Origin of the sequence: Bacillus pumilus (genome assembly GCF_009937765.1) — a bacterium.
Classification (GTDB): Bacteria; Bacillota; Bacilli; order Bacillales; family Bacillaceae; genus Bacillus; species Bacillus pumilus_O.
Genome location: NZ_CP047089.1, coordinates 2,986,297 through 3,003,463 on the forward strand (window position 1 = coordinate 2,986,297; position 17,167 = coordinate 3,003,463).

General features: G+C 40.8%; 19 protein-coding genes and 1 pseudogene. 9 read left to right on the top strand and 11 right to left on the bottom strand.

All coding sequences use genetic code 11. The features are described from left to right. Positions 1-291 precede the first annotated feature (291 nt). Positions 292-2,043, bottom strand: a complete 1,752-nt coding sequence (gene ggt / locus GPS65_RS14705) for a gamma-glutamyltransferase (RefSeq protein ID WP_119124728.1) — start codon at positions 2,041-2,043, stop codon at positions 292-294. Between the two features lie 227 nt (positions 2,044-2,270). On the opposite strand from ggt, the gene GPS65_RS14710 reads away from it, so the two are divergent. The 6 genes from GPS65_RS14710 to GPS65_RS19655 all read left to right on the top strand — a co-directional run bounded on the left by GPS65_RS14710 (position 2,271) and on the right by GPS65_RS19655 (position 5,851). Further along, positions 2,271-2,729, top strand: coding sequence for an ASCH domain-containing protein (locus GPS65_RS14710; protein ID WP_119124727.1), 459 nt, complete (start codon positions 2,271-2,273; stop codon positions 2,727-2,729). A 206-nt stretch (positions 2,730-2,935) separates the two neighbouring features. Continuing rightward, complete coding sequence (locus GPS65_RS14715) at positions 2,936-3,553, top strand: DUF47 domain-containing protein (protein ID WP_012009652.1); 618 nt, start codon at positions 2,936-2,938, stop codon at positions 3,551-3,553. A gap of 15 nt (positions 3,554-3,568) precedes the next feature. After that, a complete protein-coding gene (locus GPS65_RS14720; RefSeq protein WP_088003218.1) occupies positions 3,569-4,567 on the top strand; it encodes an inorganic phosphate transporter in 999 nt (332 codons plus the stop codon). Between the two features lie 136 nt (positions 4,568-4,703). Next, a complete protein-coding gene (locus tag GPS65_RS14725; protein ID WP_003211137.1) occupies positions 4,704-5,474 on the top strand; it encodes a type II toxin-antitoxin system SpoIISA family toxin in 771 nt (256 codons plus the stop codon). Further along, positions 5,449-5,619 carry a type II toxin-antitoxin system SpoIISB family antitoxin gene (locus GPS65_RS14730; protein WP_012009650.1) on the top strand — a complete coding sequence of 57 codons (171 nt, stop codon included), beginning with the start codon at positions 5,449-5,451 and terminating at the stop codon, positions 5,617-5,619. Before GPS65_RS14725 ends, GPS65_RS14730 begins: the two co-directional genes overlap by 26 nt. A gap of 100 nt (positions 5,620-5,719) precedes the next feature. Beyond that, the gene (locus tag GPS65_RS19655) at positions 5,720-5,851 is read left to right on the top strand and encodes a hypothetical protein (RefSeq protein ID WP_260851662.1); all 132 of its coding nucleotides are present in this window, start codon (positions 5,720-5,722) and stop codon (positions 5,849-5,851) included. Here GPS65_RS19655 and GPS65_RS14735 read toward each other — a convergent pair. Next, positions 5,840-6,739, bottom strand: a complete 900-nt coding sequence (locus tag GPS65_RS14735; RefSeq protein ID WP_088003215.1) for an N-acetylmuramoyl-L-alanine amidase — start codon at positions 6,737-6,739, stop codon at positions 5,840-5,842. The two genes, GPS65_RS19655 and GPS65_RS14735, sit on opposite strands and share 12 nt — an antisense overlap. Positions 6,740-7,049: 310 nt before the next feature. On the opposite strand from GPS65_RS14735, the gene GPS65_RS14740 reads away from it, so the two are divergent. Next, on the top strand, positions 7,050-7,598 hold the full coding sequence (locus GPS65_RS14740) for an ImmA/IrrE family metallo-endopeptidase (protein ID WP_012009648.1): 549 nt from the start codon (positions 7,050-7,052) through the stop codon (positions 7,596-7,598). Between the two features lie 16 nt (positions 7,599-7,614). Here GPS65_RS14740 and GPS65_RS14745 read toward each other — a convergent pair whose 3' ends face one another. After that, positions 7,615-8,238 carry a poly-gamma-glutamate hydrolase family protein gene (locus tag GPS65_RS14745; protein WP_012009647.1) on the bottom strand — a complete coding sequence of 208 codons (624 nt, stop codon included), beginning with the start codon at positions 8,236-8,238 and terminating at the stop codon, positions 7,615-7,617. Positions 8,239-8,482: 244 nt separating this feature from the next. Between GPS65_RS14745 and GPS65_RS14750 the strand changes: the two genes are divergently transcribed. Beyond that, a complete protein-coding gene (locus GPS65_RS14750; protein ID WP_041815439.1) occupies positions 8,483-8,854 on the top strand; it encodes a DUF5412 domain-containing protein in 372 nt (123 codons plus the stop codon). A 36-nt stretch (positions 8,855-8,890) separates the two neighbouring features. Here the strand turns inward: GPS65_RS14750 and GPS65_RS14755 are convergent, their stop codons facing one another. Beyond that, entirely contained in the window at positions 8,891-9,715 is an 825-nt protein-coding gene (locus GPS65_RS14755; RefSeq protein ID WP_088003213.1) for a methyl-accepting chemotaxis protein, read from the bottom strand. 224 nt (positions 9,716-9,939) lie between these two features. On the opposite strand from GPS65_RS14755, the gene GPS65_RS14760 reads away from it, so the two are divergent. After that, a complete protein-coding gene (locus GPS65_RS14760; protein ID WP_391509249.1) occupies positions 9,940-11,400 on the top strand; it encodes an FAD-dependent oxidoreductase in 1,461 nt (486 codons plus the stop codon). A 122-nt stretch (positions 11,401-11,522) separates the two neighbouring features. Here the strand turns inward: GPS65_RS14760 and GPS65_RS14765 are convergent. From GPS65_RS14765 to spoVAC, 7 genes and pseudogenes are all read right to left on the bottom strand, one after another. Continuing rightward, positions 11,523-11,705 (bottom strand): annotated as a pseudogene (locus GPS65_RS14765) (transposase); the annotation flags it as partial. Between the two features lie 148 nt (positions 11,706-11,853). Further along, positions 11,854-13,179: a diaminopimelate decarboxylase gene (gene lysA, locus GPS65_RS14770; RefSeq protein ID WP_088000930.1), complete on the bottom strand. Its 1,326-nt coding sequence runs from the start codon at positions 13,177-13,179 to the stop codon at positions 11,854-11,856. A 115-nt stretch (positions 13,180-13,294) separates the two neighbouring features. Continuing rightward, on the bottom strand, positions 13,295-14,767 hold the full coding sequence (locus GPS65_RS14775; protein WP_003215696.1) for a spore germination protein: 1,473 nt from the start codon (positions 14,765-14,767) through the stop codon (positions 13,295-13,297). Continuing rightward, positions 14,721-15,329, bottom strand: a complete 609-nt coding sequence (spoVAEA, locus tag GPS65_RS14780) for a stage V sporulation protein SpoVABEA (RefSeq protein ID WP_088000926.1) — start codon at positions 15,327-15,329, stop codon at positions 14,721-14,723. Before spoVAEA ends, GPS65_RS14775 begins: the two co-directional genes overlap by 47 nt. Before the next feature lie 6 nt (positions 15,330-15,335). Next, a complete protein-coding gene (gene spoVAE, locus GPS65_RS14785) occupies positions 15,336-15,686 on the bottom strand; it encodes a stage V sporulation protein AE (RefSeq protein WP_012010442.1) in 351 nt (116 codons plus the stop codon). Continuing rightward, the gene (gene spoVAD / locus GPS65_RS14790; protein ID WP_119125067.1) at positions 15,686-16,702 is read right to left on the bottom strand and encodes a stage V sporulation protein AD; all 1,017 of its coding nucleotides are present in this window, start codon (positions 16,700-16,702) and stop codon (positions 15,686-15,688) included. Before spoVAD ends, spoVAE begins: the two co-directional genes overlap by 1 nt. A gap of 12 nt (positions 16,703-16,714) precedes the next feature. After that, positions 16,715-17,167 (bottom strand): stage V sporulation protein AC, encoded by a 453-nt coding sequence (gene spoVAC / locus GPS65_RS14795; protein ID WP_012010444.1) that lies wholly within the window; start codon positions 17,165-17,167, stop codon positions 16,715-16,717.

Consider the following 17,167-nt stretch of genomic DNA (forward strand, 5'->3'; position numbering starts at 1 on the left):
CATGTAACAAAAAGAAAGAACATTTCGGAATAGAACCTTTTATAAAGCGCTTACAAATATACTTCCTGAAAAATGTTCAATGTTGTTACCTTTGTAAGGATATTATAATATTCTAAATTATAAGTCAATGTTCCTAGGAAAATTTTATAAAAAAAGATGCCATCTTTTTTTAAATCTGTTCTCCTTCTTATTAAATGTGTCTTCCGCTCTCTAATCAGCTTTGTTTCTAATATTTTTAATAAAAAAAGAAACGCCATCCTGAAGAGGCGTTTCTTTTCCCGGGAAATGTACTTATTGAGCAGAGAGCTTTAAATTGACGCCAACGGCAGTTCCGTTTCTCGAAGAGTCAGCCACTCCAGTAAAGGTTCCTGCTTTTCGATCAATGAGTAGCGCTTGGACATTTCCTATATCAATAGGCGAATTGCCGAAACGATGTCCCAGATCATTAAGCTTTGTTCTTACATCGAGAGGGACACCTACTTCATAACGATAAGATGTTGGGCTGTTTGTATAAATTCTTGGTTCTTCAACTGCATCCTGAAGTTCCATCTCATATTCAAGCAAATTCAAAATGGTTTGTGAAACAGAGGCAATAATGGTCGTTCCACCCGGTGAACCTACTGTCATGACAGGCTCATTATCTTTAAAAATGATGGTCGGTGTCATACTGGACAATGGTCGTTTATTCGGCTGAACTTCATTTGCTCCGCCTGGTCTTGCATCAAAATCTGTTAGTTCATTGTTTAAGAAGAAACCATATTCTGGGACGAGAATCCCTGTACCAAATAACTGTTCAATGGTTGTCGTGAATGACACAACATTTCCCCACTGATCGGCAACAGTAAAATGTGTGGTCTCACCAATGGTTTTATCTTCAGGCTGCGAGACAATAGGTGATGGGTTTTTTTCATCCTCATACGCCCACGGATCCCCTTCTTTCGGGTTACGATTCTTTTGATCTAATTGAATAAGAGAGGCTCTTTCTGAAATGTAATCATCGTCTAATAGTCCTTTTAGTGGAACATCTACGAATTCGGGGTCGCCGGCATATGCAGCACGGTCAGCATAGGAGAGATGCATCGTTTCAGCAAGTAGTTGATATTTTTCAAATGATTTGGGGTCATATTGAGATAGGTTAAAGTGATCAAGTATTTTGAGCATTTGCAGCATAAACACCCCGCCTGAGCTTGGTGGAGGCATACTTGCAAGCTGGTATCCTTTATAGTCTCCCCAGATAGGCTTGTCAGTCTCGACCTCATAACGAGCAATGTCATCAGTTGTCATCGTCCCGCCAAAATCTTGGACTGTATTTGCAAGTGCCTTTGCTACTTTTCCTTCATAAAATGCTTTGCTTCCTTTTTTCGCAATGAGTTTAAATGTTTTTGCAAGACCTGGCTGAACGAGGAGGTCTCCTTCTTTGAGCGGCTGATCATTTGGAAGAAAGATTGGCGCTGCGGCCGTTTTCTTCAATTTTCCTTGATGATCGTCAATGGCTTTTGCCAGGACAGAATCGATTTCAAATCCATCCTCTGCCAGCTGAATGGAAGGCTTGATTAATTCCTTCATCGAGCGGGTTCCCCACTTATCTAATGCCGCTTCAAGACCTTTTACAGTCCCTGGAACACCAACAGCATTACCGTGTGTAGATCGCTCTGCAAACGGAATGACTTTGCCATCATCTGTTAAAAACATATCTGGTGTCGCGCCTTGTGGTGCTCTTTCTCGACTATTGATGATAGATGTTTCTTTTGTCTTCCCATCATACACCATCATAAATCCTCCGCCACCAATTCCAGACATCATAGGCTCTGTCACATTGAGTGCGTACTGGATAGCAACAGCAGCGTCAACAGCATTTCCACCTTTCTTTAATACATCTGCACCCACCTCTGATGCAAGCGGATGGGCAGTAGCCACCATGCCATCTTTCCCAACAGCTACTTTATTCCCATGAGGTTCGTTTGCAGCGACCTGACTGACAGGCAGAAAAAACGAGAAAACAAGCAGACATATGGACAAAATAGTTAGAGAAATGCGTTTCATACACAACACCCCTTCCATATTCTTACTTTGACCATACCGACTTCTTGACCAGAATACAATAGATTATTCTAAAATTTCTAATTTTTTCATCCTATCATCCTATATTCATCAAATATAAAGCGGGTTTTCAAAACATATGACACACTTACTAAGTAGGGATAAAGACACTATCCTTTCATGTTTTTGATTTCACGGTATAATAAACGCATCACGAAGGGGGAAAAATGATGAATCAGAAGAGCACCTTATTTTGGGAAACATATTGGAAAGAAAAATTAGAAAGCGCACCAATTGACGCACCTGTTTCCGCTTGGGCATTTGGAGCAGACCCAGATCATTTGCTTGACCTTGTTCTGCAAGGGAAAAAAACAGCGACTTGTTCTGGACATCTTTTTTACGAAAAGGAACAGGAGCCGCTTCCAAAGGCAGGACAATATGCGGTCATTTTGGACAGCCATGACGAACCAAAAGCCATCATAGAGATCACACATGTAGATGTCATGCCGATGAATGAGGTTCCAGAATCATTTGCCCGAGCAGAAGGTGAAGGCGATCTTTCTTATCAATATTGGTACAGAGCCCATCAAGAATTTTTCACAGAAGCACTCGAACCGTACGGATTAGAATTTAAAGAAGACATGCTCCTCGTTTGCGAGCGATTTAAACTTGTTTATTCAGCTTCTTAAGCTTTAAGCGGTGCCAAAAATGGACCGCTTTTTTCATTTCTTTTCTCCTTTCTGAAAAAGGTGTGTTGAGAACACATCTTTAGGTCAGAATAAGATCAAATAGAAAAAGTGAAGAAATTTTCGACTACACCTGTTTTTTTTCGACAAAAGACTATATAATTATTTGATGTGTGCATTGTCTCATTTATACAATGGAGGGTTTTTACATGTTAAAAAGGAAAAAAGACAAGTTTTCCGTCTTGTTAACGGAAATTGCTAAAAATTTAGATGAAACTGCTGAGTATTTTGTTAGCTATAAAGTAACAAATCAAACCACTCTGAAAGAATTTTCTGACACATTGAAGGAATATGAGACAAAAGGTGATAATCATGTTCATACTATGATTAAAGAGCTGAACAAAGCCTTTATTACACCGATTGAACGTGAAGACATTCTTCAATTGACGAATAGCCTCGACGATGTTTTAGATGGAATTGAGCATTTTTCAGCAACAATGGAAATTTATTCAATGACAAGCTCTGACGAACATATCGACAAATTCAGCCACTACATCAGAGAATGTGCAAAGGAAATTTTAATTACAATCGATTTACTGGCTGAAAATCGCTTAAAAGATATTCAACCACACGCAATCAAAATCAAAGAGATCGAGCATAATTGTGACAATCTTTATCGTAAATCACTAAAGAACTTGTTTGGAAAAGAAACGGATCCAATCAAGGTCATTCAATACAAAGAAATTTACGAAACACTTGAAGAAATTGCTGATTCCTGTCAAGGTGTTGCCAACAATCTAGAAACAATCATTATGAAGAATGCGTAACGGGGTTAGTTAAACATGGATACATTACTCATCCTTACCATATTTATTGTCATTTGTGCACTTGCTTTTGATTTCATCAACGGATTTCACGATACAGCAAATGCCATTGCCACTTCGGTTTCAACAAAGGCGTTAAAGCCTAGACATGCTATTATTATGGCAGCGTTCATGAACTTCTTAGGAGCAATGACATTTACAGGTGTGGCAAAGTCCATTACAAAAGACATCGCAGATCCTTTCACACTTCAAAACGGTTCTGTCGTCATTTTGGCTGCATTAATTGCGGCTATTACTTGGAACTTGCTTACTTGGTATTACGGGATTCCGAGTAGTTCATCGCATGCACTGATCGGATCAATTGCAGGAGCTGTTATTGCCTCTGCTGGTTTTGGCGCTTTAAACTATTCGGGGTTCATTAAAATCATTCAAGCACTATTGCTTTCACCTATCCTAGCATTCGTATTGGGATATATCGTGTATACCATTGTTAAATTTATATTTAGAAACAACAATCTTGCCAAAACAAATAAACAATTCCGTCGTGTTCAAATTTTAACTGCTGCACTACAATCGTATACCCACGGAACAAACGATGCGCAAAAAGCGATGGGAATTATTACGATGGCTTTAATTGCAGGTAATTTGCATACAACAGACGACATTCCTTTCTGGGTACAGTTCTCTTGTGCGCTTGCAATGGGACTAGGTACTTCTATTGGCGGCTGGAAGATTATTAAAACAGTCGGCGGTAAAATTATGAAAATTCGTCCAGTAAACGGAGTATCTGCCGATTTAACGGGGGCAGCTATTATCTTTGGTGCGACATTTATTCACTTACCTGTTAGTACCACTCACGTGATCTCATCTTCTATTCTAGGTGTAGGTTCTGCACACAGAGTAAAAGGAGTAAACTGGGGTACAGCAAAACGCATGCTTGTCACTTGGGTGATCACATTACCGATTTCAGGAACTCTCGGGGCTCTTATATACTTTGTGTTAAATGCGATTATCTAATATCAAAGACCTGTCTGACAGGTCTTTTTTTATTTGCCTGCATACTTTAACACCCAGCCATTTTTTCATGAAGCAGGGTTTCCAATCATATCCATAGAAATAAATAAGTATCCATCTGTCTATGGGAGAGAAGAACATGCTATTATTTTTTCAATTGACCGTGTGGTTATTGCTAGGTGCCCTTGCTGTATATGTATTTGCCGTATGGCGTTTTGAACAAAAAGTAAAAGAAAAGATGTTTGCCATTCGTAAAACGTGGTATTGGATTTATGTAGCTGGTGCTGTAGTGTACTGGACAAATGACCCTTCTTCAATCTTCACCGATTGGATGCACTACTTAATCATTGCTGTTTTTTTCGCACTAACCGATGCATTCATCTTTCTCAGCTCCTATATTAAAAAACTCGGAAATCACGAACTAGAAACCGACACCCACCAACTCCTAGAACAAAATAACGATCTACTTCATTCTTACCTCAATAAGCTAAAAACGTACCAATACCTATTGAAAAACGAACCGATTCATGTATATTATGGAAGTGTAGAGGCATATATAGAGGGAATTGAACGGCTCATTTATTCTTTTGCCGACAAGATGAATATTCAAGCGGTTCTTTGTCCATACGATACGCAGGAACAAAAAGATGACCTGCTGCGGACACTTGACCAGCGAGCTCTTATTCAGGCGAAGCTTGACAGGCAGGAAGTCTATTACGACGATTTCGGCAAATTGGTGCTCATCCCGTTTTCGGTAGCGGATGATCACTTCGTCATTAAGCTTACCTCTGATGATATTGTCACTGAGTTCGACTATTTATTAATGACGTCACTTACAACAATTTATGACCTAATCTTGCCTGACGAAGAGGAAGGTGATGAAGATGGACCACGCACTTCAAGGGGATAACAACAATCGCAAGAAAAATCCATTTAAGATTTTAAAGAAAAAGCAACATATCAGCATGGCGGATTATAAGGTAAGTCCCCATACTGAGCGTATTTTCAAAAAGAATGAACAGCTCTTGGATGAGTATAAAAATAAAAGGGCTTGATTACACTAAAGGACGCGGAACAAAATCCGCGTCCTGCTTCCATTTTCACATAGACTTGCATACAATAATCTATACGCTGCAACGATTGAGGTGCCAATAAATGAAAAAGAAAATCAAACAATTGAGATATGTTCAGTTTGCTGCATATAAGTCGTCGCCTTATATGCGTCGATTAAATGAGCAAAGTGAAGCAGTCATCCAATCATATAAACAGAAACACTCACTGACTTAACAGCTTCAGAAGCTTTTCCTTCGTTTTAGGTCCGTATACCCCATCACTTGGCAGACCATTTACCAGCTGAAAACGCGCTACGGCGTTCGCCGTTTTTTCTCCATAAACTCCGTCTATTCCTTTATTTGCAGCTGCTTTATCAGGATAAAAATAAACAGCAGCAAGCGCCTGCTGGACGCGGCGTACATGCTCTCCCTTTGTCAATGGAGAAGTCACCTTTAAAACCCCATCTGGCAGATTATACAAGCTCTTTGCATCGTTTCGATAAATTTTGAGAACTTGTCCAATTTGAATCTTATTCGGATCGCTAATATCATTCCACTTCTGTAAATCTTGAACTGTGACGCCATGAGCTTTCGCAATACTCGTTAACGTATCCCCGCTCTTCACGACATATGTGATGACCGTCTCCGGATCTTCTGCGGTTTCAATCCCTTTTTTAAATTCATTCCAAGTAGAAAGAAGCTGGCGTGGACATGCTTTTCCAGACCAGTACTGATGTGTGACCACGTTTGCTAGCGGAATGTGATGTTCATTTAACAGCTTTTGAATGAGCCATTGTGCATGTTTGACTGCTTGCTGAAAATTCCCATCTGCATTCTCACAAATTTCAATACCGATCGACTTCCGGTTACCATTCCCATGACCATCCCCTGCATGCCAGCCATTTTCATTTAACGGCAGATGCTGAAAGATTTCATGATCATCCACTGTAAAATGCCAGCTCACCTCTGTCGTTGGGTTTTTTACATAGGCCGCATGACTTTTTGCATCCGCTCCCTTTGACGTGTTTGCTGTGTTATGCACCGTTATATACTCCGGTGTCATCGCATATCCTGGGCGGTTTCCGTTTCCAACTGGAATAAAATCTTGATAAATTTGTACCATGTACTGCACTCCCTTTTGCTAGATTGAATTGATCTTTCTCACCAATCAGTGGCGTTCGTAAGACAATACTTGTTTGTTTTCATGAGAAGACTATGGTAAAATTTGAATTCCATTCACTCCTTTTAGTCGTGAAAGGTGCAAAAATACAGAAAAAAACAGGAATTAATTCCATTTTTCCTTGAATTTATGTTAAAATTGTTAAAAATAAGCCGATATAAAAAGTAAGTAATAGCTCATTTAGCTATTTAGTCCTATATGGACTTTTCTTTTACGTCAAAAATAGAACATACGTTTGTATGGAGGTTTTCAAATGACTGGTTTTTTAACCCATTTAGAAGAAGATATTAAGCGGTTATATGCTCAATTACAAATAAGCGGTCCTGCTTATAGAGAGATGCAAAGGATCGCTTCTGAATTTCGCGTGTGGGTCCACTATGAGGAGACTGGCAGCATGATGATCCAGCATCAAGGTCTTTACAGTATTATATTAAACAGATCCCTATCACCTGAAGAACAGTGGCAGGATTTTGCCCACGAGCTTTGTCATGTGCTAAAGCATACAGGCAATCATTTCAAAATGAACAAACTCTTTCGAGAATTGCAGGAGTTTCAGGCAAAACAATTCATGTACCACTTTTGTGTTCCAACCTTTATGCTGCTGAAAATGAAGCTTCCAACCCTTCGGCAGCAAGCCATTTTGCATATTGCTCAAACGTTTCACGTCACTTGGGCTTTTGCTGAAAAACGGCTTGCCTTATTCGAACAGCGAAAAGCAGGTATTCGTTTTCAGCAGGAGTTTACGTCTTATTTAATGAAAGCAGAAAAGGTCGCAGAAAAAGAAGTCGTTTATCAAACGTAAGTCATCGCAGAAAAGTTTATTCATAAAGGGCTAATACTTGTTTGAGTACATTTGTGTATTGATAAAATTGTTCAGTTTGTGTATCTCGCCGGTATCGACGCCTAAAGTCTTGAAAGAATGCTCTTCTTTGCGCTTGACTAATTTCAAGTTGTACACTTTTTCCTGTCAGACATTTGTTATTGATATTATCAGGGTGCGTTCCAGAAAAACGATCAGATTCTGCTAGCAGCAATGCGTGAAAGCCATTTTGCGTTAAACGCTTCACAGTTTCTGCCGCTCTTTCTCTGTCCGTCCCCCCCACTAACGTTTGAAGCACCTCTGTTTCACCGTAACCATGAAGTGCAAATGTATGATGATGGGAATGCACCTCTGAAAGGCAAAGCGGCTCATCAAAGCGTGTACTTGTAATATGAAGAACATGATTGCCTTTTACTTTAAGGCCTTCAAATAAATACATAGAATAGTCGCTAGATATTTCATGAATAAGCTCACTCACGCCTGATTCAATTCCTCCGGCATGAGGCGATAAAACTAGTAGCTGGTCACCTTTCCGCTCATGAAGAATTTGATAATCAATCCCTTTTCTTTCATGAGCGGAAAGCTCTTCATAACTTTGATACGTATCGATCATTTGCCTCATGTCATCTGCTCCATTTCTTTATATGAGCATAAGTCTACTGATCCCTCATTCTTTTGTAAAGAGGTTTTGAATCAAAAATACCAGTTGAATTCTTCCTTAAATTTTCCTTACATTTACGGCATTCTGTTGAATTTTGAGAAATAATGACCGATAATTGAAACGAATAGAACTTTTGGACTATATGAATCTTTTTGTATTCTCTCTCATAAATTAGAAATATTGCAGTCTATACCTGGAGGAATTCATGTTAAAAAAGAAAACCACCCTCACCCTTATCATCTTACTCCTTAGCTTCGCTGGCATTATTTATTGGAAATGCTTCTCGCTTCAAGGCGTGTCTCATGGAACATTCATCCGGTCAATATCATCACCTGACGGAATGTATATCATCAACACCTATCAGCATAGCGGAGGAAAGCTAAAGGAAAACGCAGTCAGAGCAGAAATTGAAAACAAATTAACCCATCGCAAGAAGACAATTTACTGGAAATACCCTGATAAAGACCCTCTCATCCAATGGAAAAACGGACAGCTTGTTCAAATTGGACATGAGTTTTTAAATGTAGTGAAGGGTGACACGTACGATTATCGCTTTGATCAGAACAAGAGAAAATAACGACATACAAAAAACGAATCCTCTTGGATTCGTTTTTTACGTTGACATGACCGTTTGCATAAATTTCTTCATATCTTTACTCACCGTCGTCAATCGATCGACAATTTCACTAAACTCTGTCACAAGTGAAGCCTGTTCTGATGAAGAACCTTTCATATGATCCATACTTTCAAGCAATGTATGTATATTGGAGGAAATTCCTTGCAATGAGCTTTCGATGTTTTCAGTTGCACGTGAAGTTTCACTTGAAAGCTTTTGAACCTCACTTGCTACAACACTAAAACCTGCTCCCTCTTTTCCTGCTCTGGCCGCTTCAATTGACGCATTCAATCCTAGCAAACTCGTTTGTCTCGAGATGCCTTTAATCATTTTTGTGATATCGGCTGTTTGTTTTGAGCTTTCAAGAGTTTGCTGCGTTTGTAAGGTCATCTCCTCACTTGTAGCAGAGAGCTCCTCTGAATGTGCCGCTACCACGTGCACTTTTTCTTGAATACTTTGAATAATGTCATTCAATGAATCCATATACGCTTCAAGCTCTATTTGATTTTTGAGCGGAAATCCTAAAGCGAGGGCACCAATCACTTGCCCATTTTCATTAAAAATCGGCAATCCCATTGCATTTAAAGGTACTCCATATACTGATTCAGGCACAAACATACTTGATGTCTCACCTCTCAGCGCTTTTTTCATATTCATATCATCTGGTTTAATACGTTCCCCAGCTCGAATTTGAAAATCAACATCTTTCGATGGCAAATACAACAAAAATTTCTCTCGATCAATGACACCCATCGTCACTTCATTCTTTAAAATTTGCATCATATAAGGTGCTGCTGTCACTATACTCTGTAGTATATCCAATTTCTCTACCCCCTTATATTATGTATCGGTCGTTCTTCTTAAAATAATAGTTATTTTTTAAAAATAATAAGTTATTTCTCATATATACGAGTAAAAAGAAGGGAATTCCCTCTCTATATTCAACAAAACGAATATTTGCTATAATTTAAGCAGCAACATATGATGAAATGGTCATGTAATCATTTTATATATATTCATTGGAGGCGCATGTTGTGAGACAACCTATGACATATGAGCGGGCGATCGTCATTGGCGGCGGTATGACAGGAATACTTGCTGCAAAAGTTTTATCAACGTTTTATCATCAAGTTTTCATTATCGAAAAGGACGAAATGCCAGACTCTCCTAAGAACCGTCTCGGCACTCCTCAAGCTTTTCATCCACATAGAATGCTACCACTAGGCAAGCAAATAGTGGAACGTCTATTTCCTGGTTATACAAAAGAGTTACTGGCAATGGGCGGATTCAATACATTGGATCAAACCTCTCGTTTTATCACAAAAGACGGTGAATTAACGCTTACTGATATAGAAGAAACAGTGGTCACAAGACGTGCCATGCTAGAGTGGGTGCTGATGCAAAGAATGTTAAATGAGGGACAGGTGCAATGTTTAGAAAAACATGAAGCCCTCTCACTTCAGTTGAAAGAGGGAACAAACCAAGTTATCGGACTGGTCGTGAAAGATCGGCATGAAAAACCAGGACGCATTTTTGAAATGAAAGCAGACTTAGTGATCGATACGTCTGGAAGAATGTCTAAATTGCCAAAATGGCTGAAAGATGCTGGACTGTCCTTACCGCAGACAAATGAATTAAGTGTGTCACTAGGCTACAGCACAAGATACTACAAGATACCACCAGAAGCGCCATACCAGCAATCAATGGTCGTCGTAGGTCAGCCGGAAAGGCAAATCCCAACAGGACTGTTTGAACGGGTAGATCATGATTTAGTAGCTGTTCTTCTCTCTGCAGCTGGCGGATCACATTATCCAACAACAGACGTTGATCAATTTGATTCAGAAACAGCTGGACTCACGCATCCAGCAATCGCAGATGCCATTACCCATTTAACGCCCTATACAAAACCAAAAGGATTTAGAGTCCCTTCTTGCGTGAGATATCACTATGAACAAATGAATGATTGGCCAAGTGGATTATTGGTGATGGGCGATGCCTTGTGTACATTAGATCCCATTCACGGGCAAGGAATGACAAAGGCCGCACTCGAAGCACAAGTTCTTGAGCGTATGCTCAAACAAGTACAAAAGAATCAGCAGCTATCTTTTGAAAAGGACACATTACAACAAATGCAGGATGCCAATGAACTTGGCTGGTGGCTTTGTGCGATTGCTGATATGGCGTGGGAAGGCGTTGAATTAAAAAGCGAAACAACCATTCCTCATTTGACGTTCGTACAAGAATTTTTAAATCGCTACGTACAATACGCCATTTTAACAAAACAGCCTGAGCGTCTTGAGGCGTACCACCGGATGCATTCTTTCTTAACAGAACCGAGAGACATCATCAACTTAGAACAGCTGCATGCCATGATTCAAGCCGACACTTCTGGAGAAACAGCTGAATGGTGGAGTCAGTGGGATCAAAAGGACGATGAACGCAATCGAGCTTTTTTCCATGAAGCGGTTCCTGACTTTCGTTTACAGCAACTCCTGTTATTCAATTGAAACAAAAAAAGCCCCTTAATGGGGCTTTCAGCTTGTAGAGAAACTCATGTTTTTCTACAGGCTTTTTTATTTTCATCGTAATTATGATGGATGAGATTTAATGAAAAAGGCCTCCCACACACCTAGCCTAGCTTCGCTAGGTGTGTGGCAATCTTCTTCATGTTCTGGCAGGCAGCTGTGAGAAGAACTTGCTCACTCACATTTTGTTTCCCCCTTAACCGGCAGTAGCGAAGCCCATGCAGTTGTTTTGAATCTGCAAAGCTTCGCTCTATTTTTTCTTTTCTTTTTTTATATAGCTCTTTTCCAGAAATACACTAATCGGATAACTAACTCTTTTTCCCATACAAAAAACACCTCCAAATTGTTTTCAGATATGCTATACCCGATTTTCAATTTAAAGGTGTTTTTATTTGTCTCACTTTATGGGGTCAGTCCCATACTAGGCAGCTTTTTTTACGTAGATGATTTTACTTTTGATTGATACGGCAAATCAAGTTTGACCATATCCGCATATGATTCGCGTTCAACGACAAGCTGCGCTTCCCCGTCTTCTACAAATACGACAGCCGGGCGCGGGATGCGGTTATAGTTGTTAGACATACTGTAGCCGTAAGCTCCGGTACAAAAGACAGCTAATAAATCACCTTGTGATAACTCTGGCAAATCGATATCCCAAATAAGCATATCACCACTTTCACAGCATTTCCCTGCAATGGAAACTGTTTGATCGTGCGATTGACTCATTTTATTGGCACTTGCCGCTTCATATTTCGCTTGATATAAAGCTGGACGAATGTTGTCACTCATTCCCCCATCTACCGCAACATAATCGCGAATACCAGGTACGTGTTTTGATGAGCCGATCGTATAAAGCGTTGTCCCTGCATCTCCAACAAGAGAGCGGCCTGGCTCAATCCAAATCTCCGGCATATCAAACTCATAGCGGGCCACGTTCTCTTTCACAGCTTGGATAATTTTCTCGACATATTCTGTCGCAGGAAGTGGTTCATCCTCTTCTGTATAACGGATACCAAAGCCGCCGCCTAAGTTTAATACGGTCGAGATAAAACCGAATGATTCTCTCCATTCATCCAGCTTCAAAAAGATTTTGTCTGCTGCAAGGACAAAACCAGCTGTATCAAATATTTGTGAACCGATATGGCAATGTACGCCTAATAGCTCAATCACTTCTGATTTAAGCACTAGTTTCACCGCTTCATCTGCTTGTCCATTGTGAAGGTCAAAACCGAATTTAGAATCTTCTTGGCCTGTTGTAATATAATCATGCGTATGCGCTTCGACACCTGGTGTGATACGCAGCAGTACTTTTACCTGTTTTGACAGCTCTTGACCAAGCTCTTCAAGAAGCTTCATTTCGTAAAAATTATCTACGACGATACAGCCGATCTCGTTTTCTAACGCCATTTTTAATTCATCTCTGCTTTTATTGTTGCCATGGAAATGAATTTTTTCTACCGGAAAACCGGCGCAAATGGCTGTGTGAAGCTCCCCGCCTGATACGACATCAAGAGATAATCCTTCTTCTTTGGCAAGCTGAAACATCGCGATGGAGGAAAATGCTTTACTCGCATATGCTACTTGCGCCGTTAGTTCTTCTTCTATAAATGCTTTTTGAAAGCTTTTTGCGCGCTCCCGTATTAAAGCCACATCATATACATAAAGTGGTGTCCCATACGTTTCAGCTAAAGAAACAGCATCAACACCACCAATTTCTAAATGACCGAGTTCATTTTGTCTGCAAGTGCCGTGTAAATACAATGTCATTCCCTCTTTCTCCGCTTCGGCTGAAAAAAGGCAGCTGCGTGAGCTGCCTTTTGCCGTGTCTCAAAGTTAAAAATACAATATCACAATCTTCAGCCACTTTCAATGAGCGTTAAGAATTTGGCGGAATTTTTGATCTGTTTTGAGGGTGGACAATGCTTGGCCTTACTTTTGAGCCAGGAACAGAGGTCCGAATTAACACTTGCCACAAAGCCTTCCCGTTAAAAGGAAGAAATGGCCACATATAAGGCGTCTGCAATGAACGAATGGATGTTAAGTAGATGAGTAACAACGTAAAACCAATGATGAGTCCATTCAGCTTAAAGATCGCCACAAGCGCTAGTATGATGAGTCGTACAATTTTATTGGCGACACTCAGTTCATAGCTTGGGGTTGTAAATGTACCGATAGCTGCTAGTGAGACGTATAAGATGACTTCTGGTGTAAATAAACCGACATCAATGGCAATTTGTCCAATTAAAACAGCCGCGATCAGTCCCATGGCGGTCGACAATGCGGTTGGCGTATGAATTGCAGCCATCCTTAAAAATTCCACCCCAAAATCAGCTAGAAATACTTGTAAAATCACAGGGATATGAGACGGTTTGTTAAAACCAATATAGCTTAAATGATCTGGCAGAAGACTTGGTTCAAGGATAAACAGGAACCAAATAGGTAAAAGAAACGTTGAACATAAAATACCTAAAAAGCGAACCCATCTTAGGAACGTCCCAACTGCAGGTGCCTGGCGGTATTCTTCTGCATGTTGAACGTGGTGAAAAATGGTGGTTGGCGTAATGATGACGCTAGGAGATGTATCCGTAATAATGATGACATGCCCTTCTAGTATATGGTTAGCGGCAACATCTGGACGCTCGGTGTATCGTACAAGGGGAAATGGATTGTATCCTTGTTTTATAATGAACTCTTCAATCGTTTTATCAGACATCGTCAGCCCGTCGACTTTGATTCCTGACACTTCTTTCTCTATGATATCGACAAGATCTGGGTCGGCAATATCTTCAATGTAGCAAACACATACATCCGCTTTTGAACGTTCGCCCACTTTAAGCATTTTGTATCTCAGTTTTTCATCTCGCACACGTCTTCGTATGAGCGCTGTATTGACAATAATATTTTCAACAAATCCGTCTCTTGCGCCCCGGACAACTTTTTCTGTATCCGGTTCCTCTGGCATTCTGCCAGGATAGCTTCTGACATCAATGATAAATGCGTAGTTTTCGCCTTCAACTACAACTGCTACAAGGCCCGACAGCACTTGGTCTACGGCTTCATCGAGTGTTTCAACCTTTGAGACCTGTTGATTGACTAGACGGTTCTCAATCACACGTGCCATGTCATCTGATTCAGGTTCATTATCATTGATTTCAACTAGTTCTTTTAATAAGTAGATGACATACTGCGTATCGCACAGTCCATTTACATAGTAAAGTTGGATTTCCTGATCGTGTATATAAATTTTCCGCACGCCAAGGTCAAAGCTGAGCCCCATTCCGACATTTTCTTTAAAGTAATCTTCATTTTTCTTCGGATCTCGGTACACGTTTACTTTGTCTTTCTTCATGGAAACCACTCCTTTCTAAAATTAATTCAACTGCTTTCATTGTGATCGGAGATCCTTTGCTCAGATCATCTTTCCGTCCCATTTTGCCAATATCCCCAATTCCAACAACAAGCGGAAGATCGAGCGAGTCAAGACAATACACGGTATCTCCGCTCATTTTATGGGGCTCCATTTCGGGAAGGCCATGCTTGTCGACGCCGTATTCTGTCAGTTCACCCTCACGGTCAATGGCAACATGAACCTTTGTCCATTCAGCTTGATGCGTTTTGGAGGCAACGGCGATCGCCCCGATGACTTCGATTTCAGGGTGACGCGCCACATGCTTCATCGCTATCTCCCCTGTTCCTTCACCTGTCAGGCCAGAATCATCAAACATGACAAACACTGGATCATTCGGCGTTTTTAAAATCATCTGCACAAGTTCAGGTCCTGTTCGTTTGCTTGGATTTCCTTTTGAGCTGGAAATACATCGCCCACCGACATTTTTAGCCGCAAGCTCAATGGTTTTGGCAGCATATATATCTCCATCTGTCACTAAAATGACTTTCCGTCTTTGCCCCATATTAGGTTATCCTTTCGGTTTAAAGATAAGAGCGATAAGAAATGAGAATAAAATCGCAGCTGAAATCCCAGCAGAAGTTAATTCAAAAATACCGATCCCGATTCCGATGAACCCGTGTACATCTGCCTGATGCATCGCTCCATGAAGCAAGCTATGGCCAAAGCTGACGATTGGTACGGTTGCCCCCGCACCCGCAAATTCAATAAATTTATCATAGATACCGAATCCGTCTAAAATGGTACCCGCCACAACAAAGGTAGTCATGACATGTGCAGGCGTCAGTTTGAGTACGTCTAGTAAAAGCTGACCAATGACGCAAATAAGTCCGCCTGCAACAAAAGCGATAAGATAATCCATTAGCTCTCTCCTCCTGCACGCTCAAATACGACACCGTGCGCAATGGTTGGAATGGTCTCTTTTTGCTGGACCATCATAGGGCTTAGTAGCGCTCCGGTTGCCACAACGAGTACTCTTTGCAGATTCCCTGCTTTCATTTCTTGAAAAATGTGACTAAATGTCACAACAGCTGAACAAGCACAGCCACTCCCACCAGCGAATACATTTTGATCAGGTGTATAGATGATTAACCCGCAATCATCATGCTTTCTCCCAAGTTGAATGCTTTCTTCCTTCAGAAGATCCTTTAAAATTGGCGAACCAATACCAGATAAATCTCCTGTTAAAATCAGATCGTAATCGTCCACCGTTCTTCCAAGGTCTTCTAAATGCTGTTTGATGGTATCCGCCGCTGCCGGTGCCATGGCCGATCCCATGTCAAATGGATCTGTAATCCCAAGATCCATCACCCTGCCTACTGTCGCGCTTGTAATTTGAATTGGAGAGGGCGCCTGGCTAATAATAACGGCCCCGCTTCCAGTGACAGTACTTGTGGCTGTATCTGGTTTTTGTCCGCCGTATTCTGTTGGATTACGAAATTGGCGTTCTGCCGTTGCATTATGACTGCTTGTCGCTGCGATGGCTCTATTGGCAAAACCACCATCAATGAGTGCTGACGCAATGGCGACCGATTCCATTGAAGTTGAGCATGCCCCAAACAAACAGAGAAACGGGATTTTCAGTTCTCTTGCTACATAGTTAGCTGTGACATTTTGATTGAGTAAATCTCCTGCAAGCAATAGATCAATGTCGCTTTTTTGCAAATTTGCTTTTGATAAAGCACTGGATATCGCATCTTCCATGAGTTTTCTTTCAGCCATTTCCCAGTTCTTTTGATCACAATGCATTTCATCATACGTTTTATCAATTAAATGACCAATCGGCCCTTCTTTTTCTTTCGGCCCTGCAGCTGTTCCCTCTGCATTGACGTAAAGCTTGTGCTCAAACACCCAAGATTGTTTTCCTGTTAGTTTCACGTTTCATTCCTCCTACGAAAACATCTTTTCAAAGATGTATCGAATGATCCCTACGACATATGCTGAGACGACACCAAACACAATGACGTTCCCAGCGAGTTTAAACATATTGGTGGCGACCCCTAAAACAAGCCCTTCACTTTTATGCTCAAGGGCAGCGCTTGTCATACTGTTAGCAAATCCTGTCACCGGAACAGCCGATCCCGCTCCAGCAAACTGGCCGATTCGATCGTAAATACCGATACCAGTTAATATAGAAGAAATTAAAATGAGGGTCGCCACTGTTGGGTTTCCTGCTGTTTTTTCATTAAAATCAAAAAAGTGAATATAGAAATTTTGCAGTCCCTCGCCTATGGCACAGATCAATCCACCAACAAGAAAAGCCTTGATGCAGTTGAGGACATAAGGAGGTTTAGGCTGATACGTTTTCACCTTAGATGGATAGTTCTCTTTTAAACTCGACAC

What these genes read in the sequence shown, in the direction of transcription:
- spoVAE (WP_012010442.1), bottom strand. Translation starts at nt 15,686, where the DNA reads ATGGATTATCTTATCGCTTTTGTTGCAGGCGGACTTATTTGCGTCATT.
- GPS65_RS14760 (WP_391509249.1), top strand. Translation starts at nt 9,940, where the DNA reads ATGACATATGAGCGGGCGATCGTCATTGGCGGCGGTATGACAGGAATA.
- GPS65_RS14740 (WP_012009648.1), top strand. Translation starts at nt 7,050, where the DNA reads ATGACTGGTTTTTTAACCCATTTAGAAGAAGATATTAAGCGGTTATAT.
- spoVAEA (WP_088000926.1), bottom strand. Translation starts at nt 15,329, where the DNA reads ATGGGGCAAAGACGGAAAGTCATTTTAGTGACAGATGGAGATATATAT.
- GPS65_RS19655 (WP_260851662.1), top strand. Translation starts at nt 5,720, where the DNA reads ATGAAAAAGAAAATCAAACAATTGAGATATGTTCAGTTTGCTGCATAT.
- GPS65_RS14750 (WP_041815439.1), top strand. Translation starts at nt 8,483, where the DNA reads ATGTTAAAAAAGAAAACCACCCTCACCCTTATCATCTTACTCCTTAGC.
- GPS65_RS14745 (WP_012009647.1), bottom strand. Translation starts at nt 8,238, where the DNA reads ATGAGGCAAATGATCGATACGTATCAAAGTTATGAAGAGCTTTCCGCT.
- GPS65_RS14730 (WP_012009650.1), top strand. Translation starts at nt 5,449, where the DNA reads ATGGACCACGCACTTCAAGGGGATAACAACAATCGCAAGAAAAATCCA.
- ggt (WP_119124728.1), bottom strand. Translation starts at nt 2,043, where the DNA reads ATGAAACGCATTTCTCTAACTATTTTGTCCATATGTCTGCTTGTTTTC.
- GPS65_RS14715 (WP_012009652.1), top strand. Translation starts at nt 2,936, where the DNA reads ATGTTAAAAAGGAAAAAAGACAAGTTTTCCGTCTTGTTAACGGAAATT.
- GPS65_RS14775 (WP_003215696.1), bottom strand. Translation starts at nt 14,767, where the DNA reads ATGAAGAAAGACAAAGTAAACGTGTACCGAGATCCGAAGAAAAATGAA.
- GPS65_RS14735 (WP_088003215.1), bottom strand. Translation starts at nt 6,739, where the DNA reads ATGGTACAAATTTATCAAGATTTTATTCCAGTTGGAAACGGAAACCGC.
- GPS65_RS14710 (WP_119124727.1), top strand. Translation starts at nt 2,271, where the DNA reads ATGAATCAGAAGAGCACCTTATTTTGGGAAACATATTGGAAAGAAAAA.
- GPS65_RS14725 (WP_003211137.1), top strand. Translation starts at nt 4,704, where the DNA reads ATGCTATTATTTTTTCAATTGACCGTGTGGTTATTGCTAGGTGCCCTT.
- GPS65_RS14720 (WP_088003218.1), top strand. Translation starts at nt 3,569, where the DNA reads ATGGATACATTACTCATCCTTACCATATTTATTGTCATTTGTGCACTT.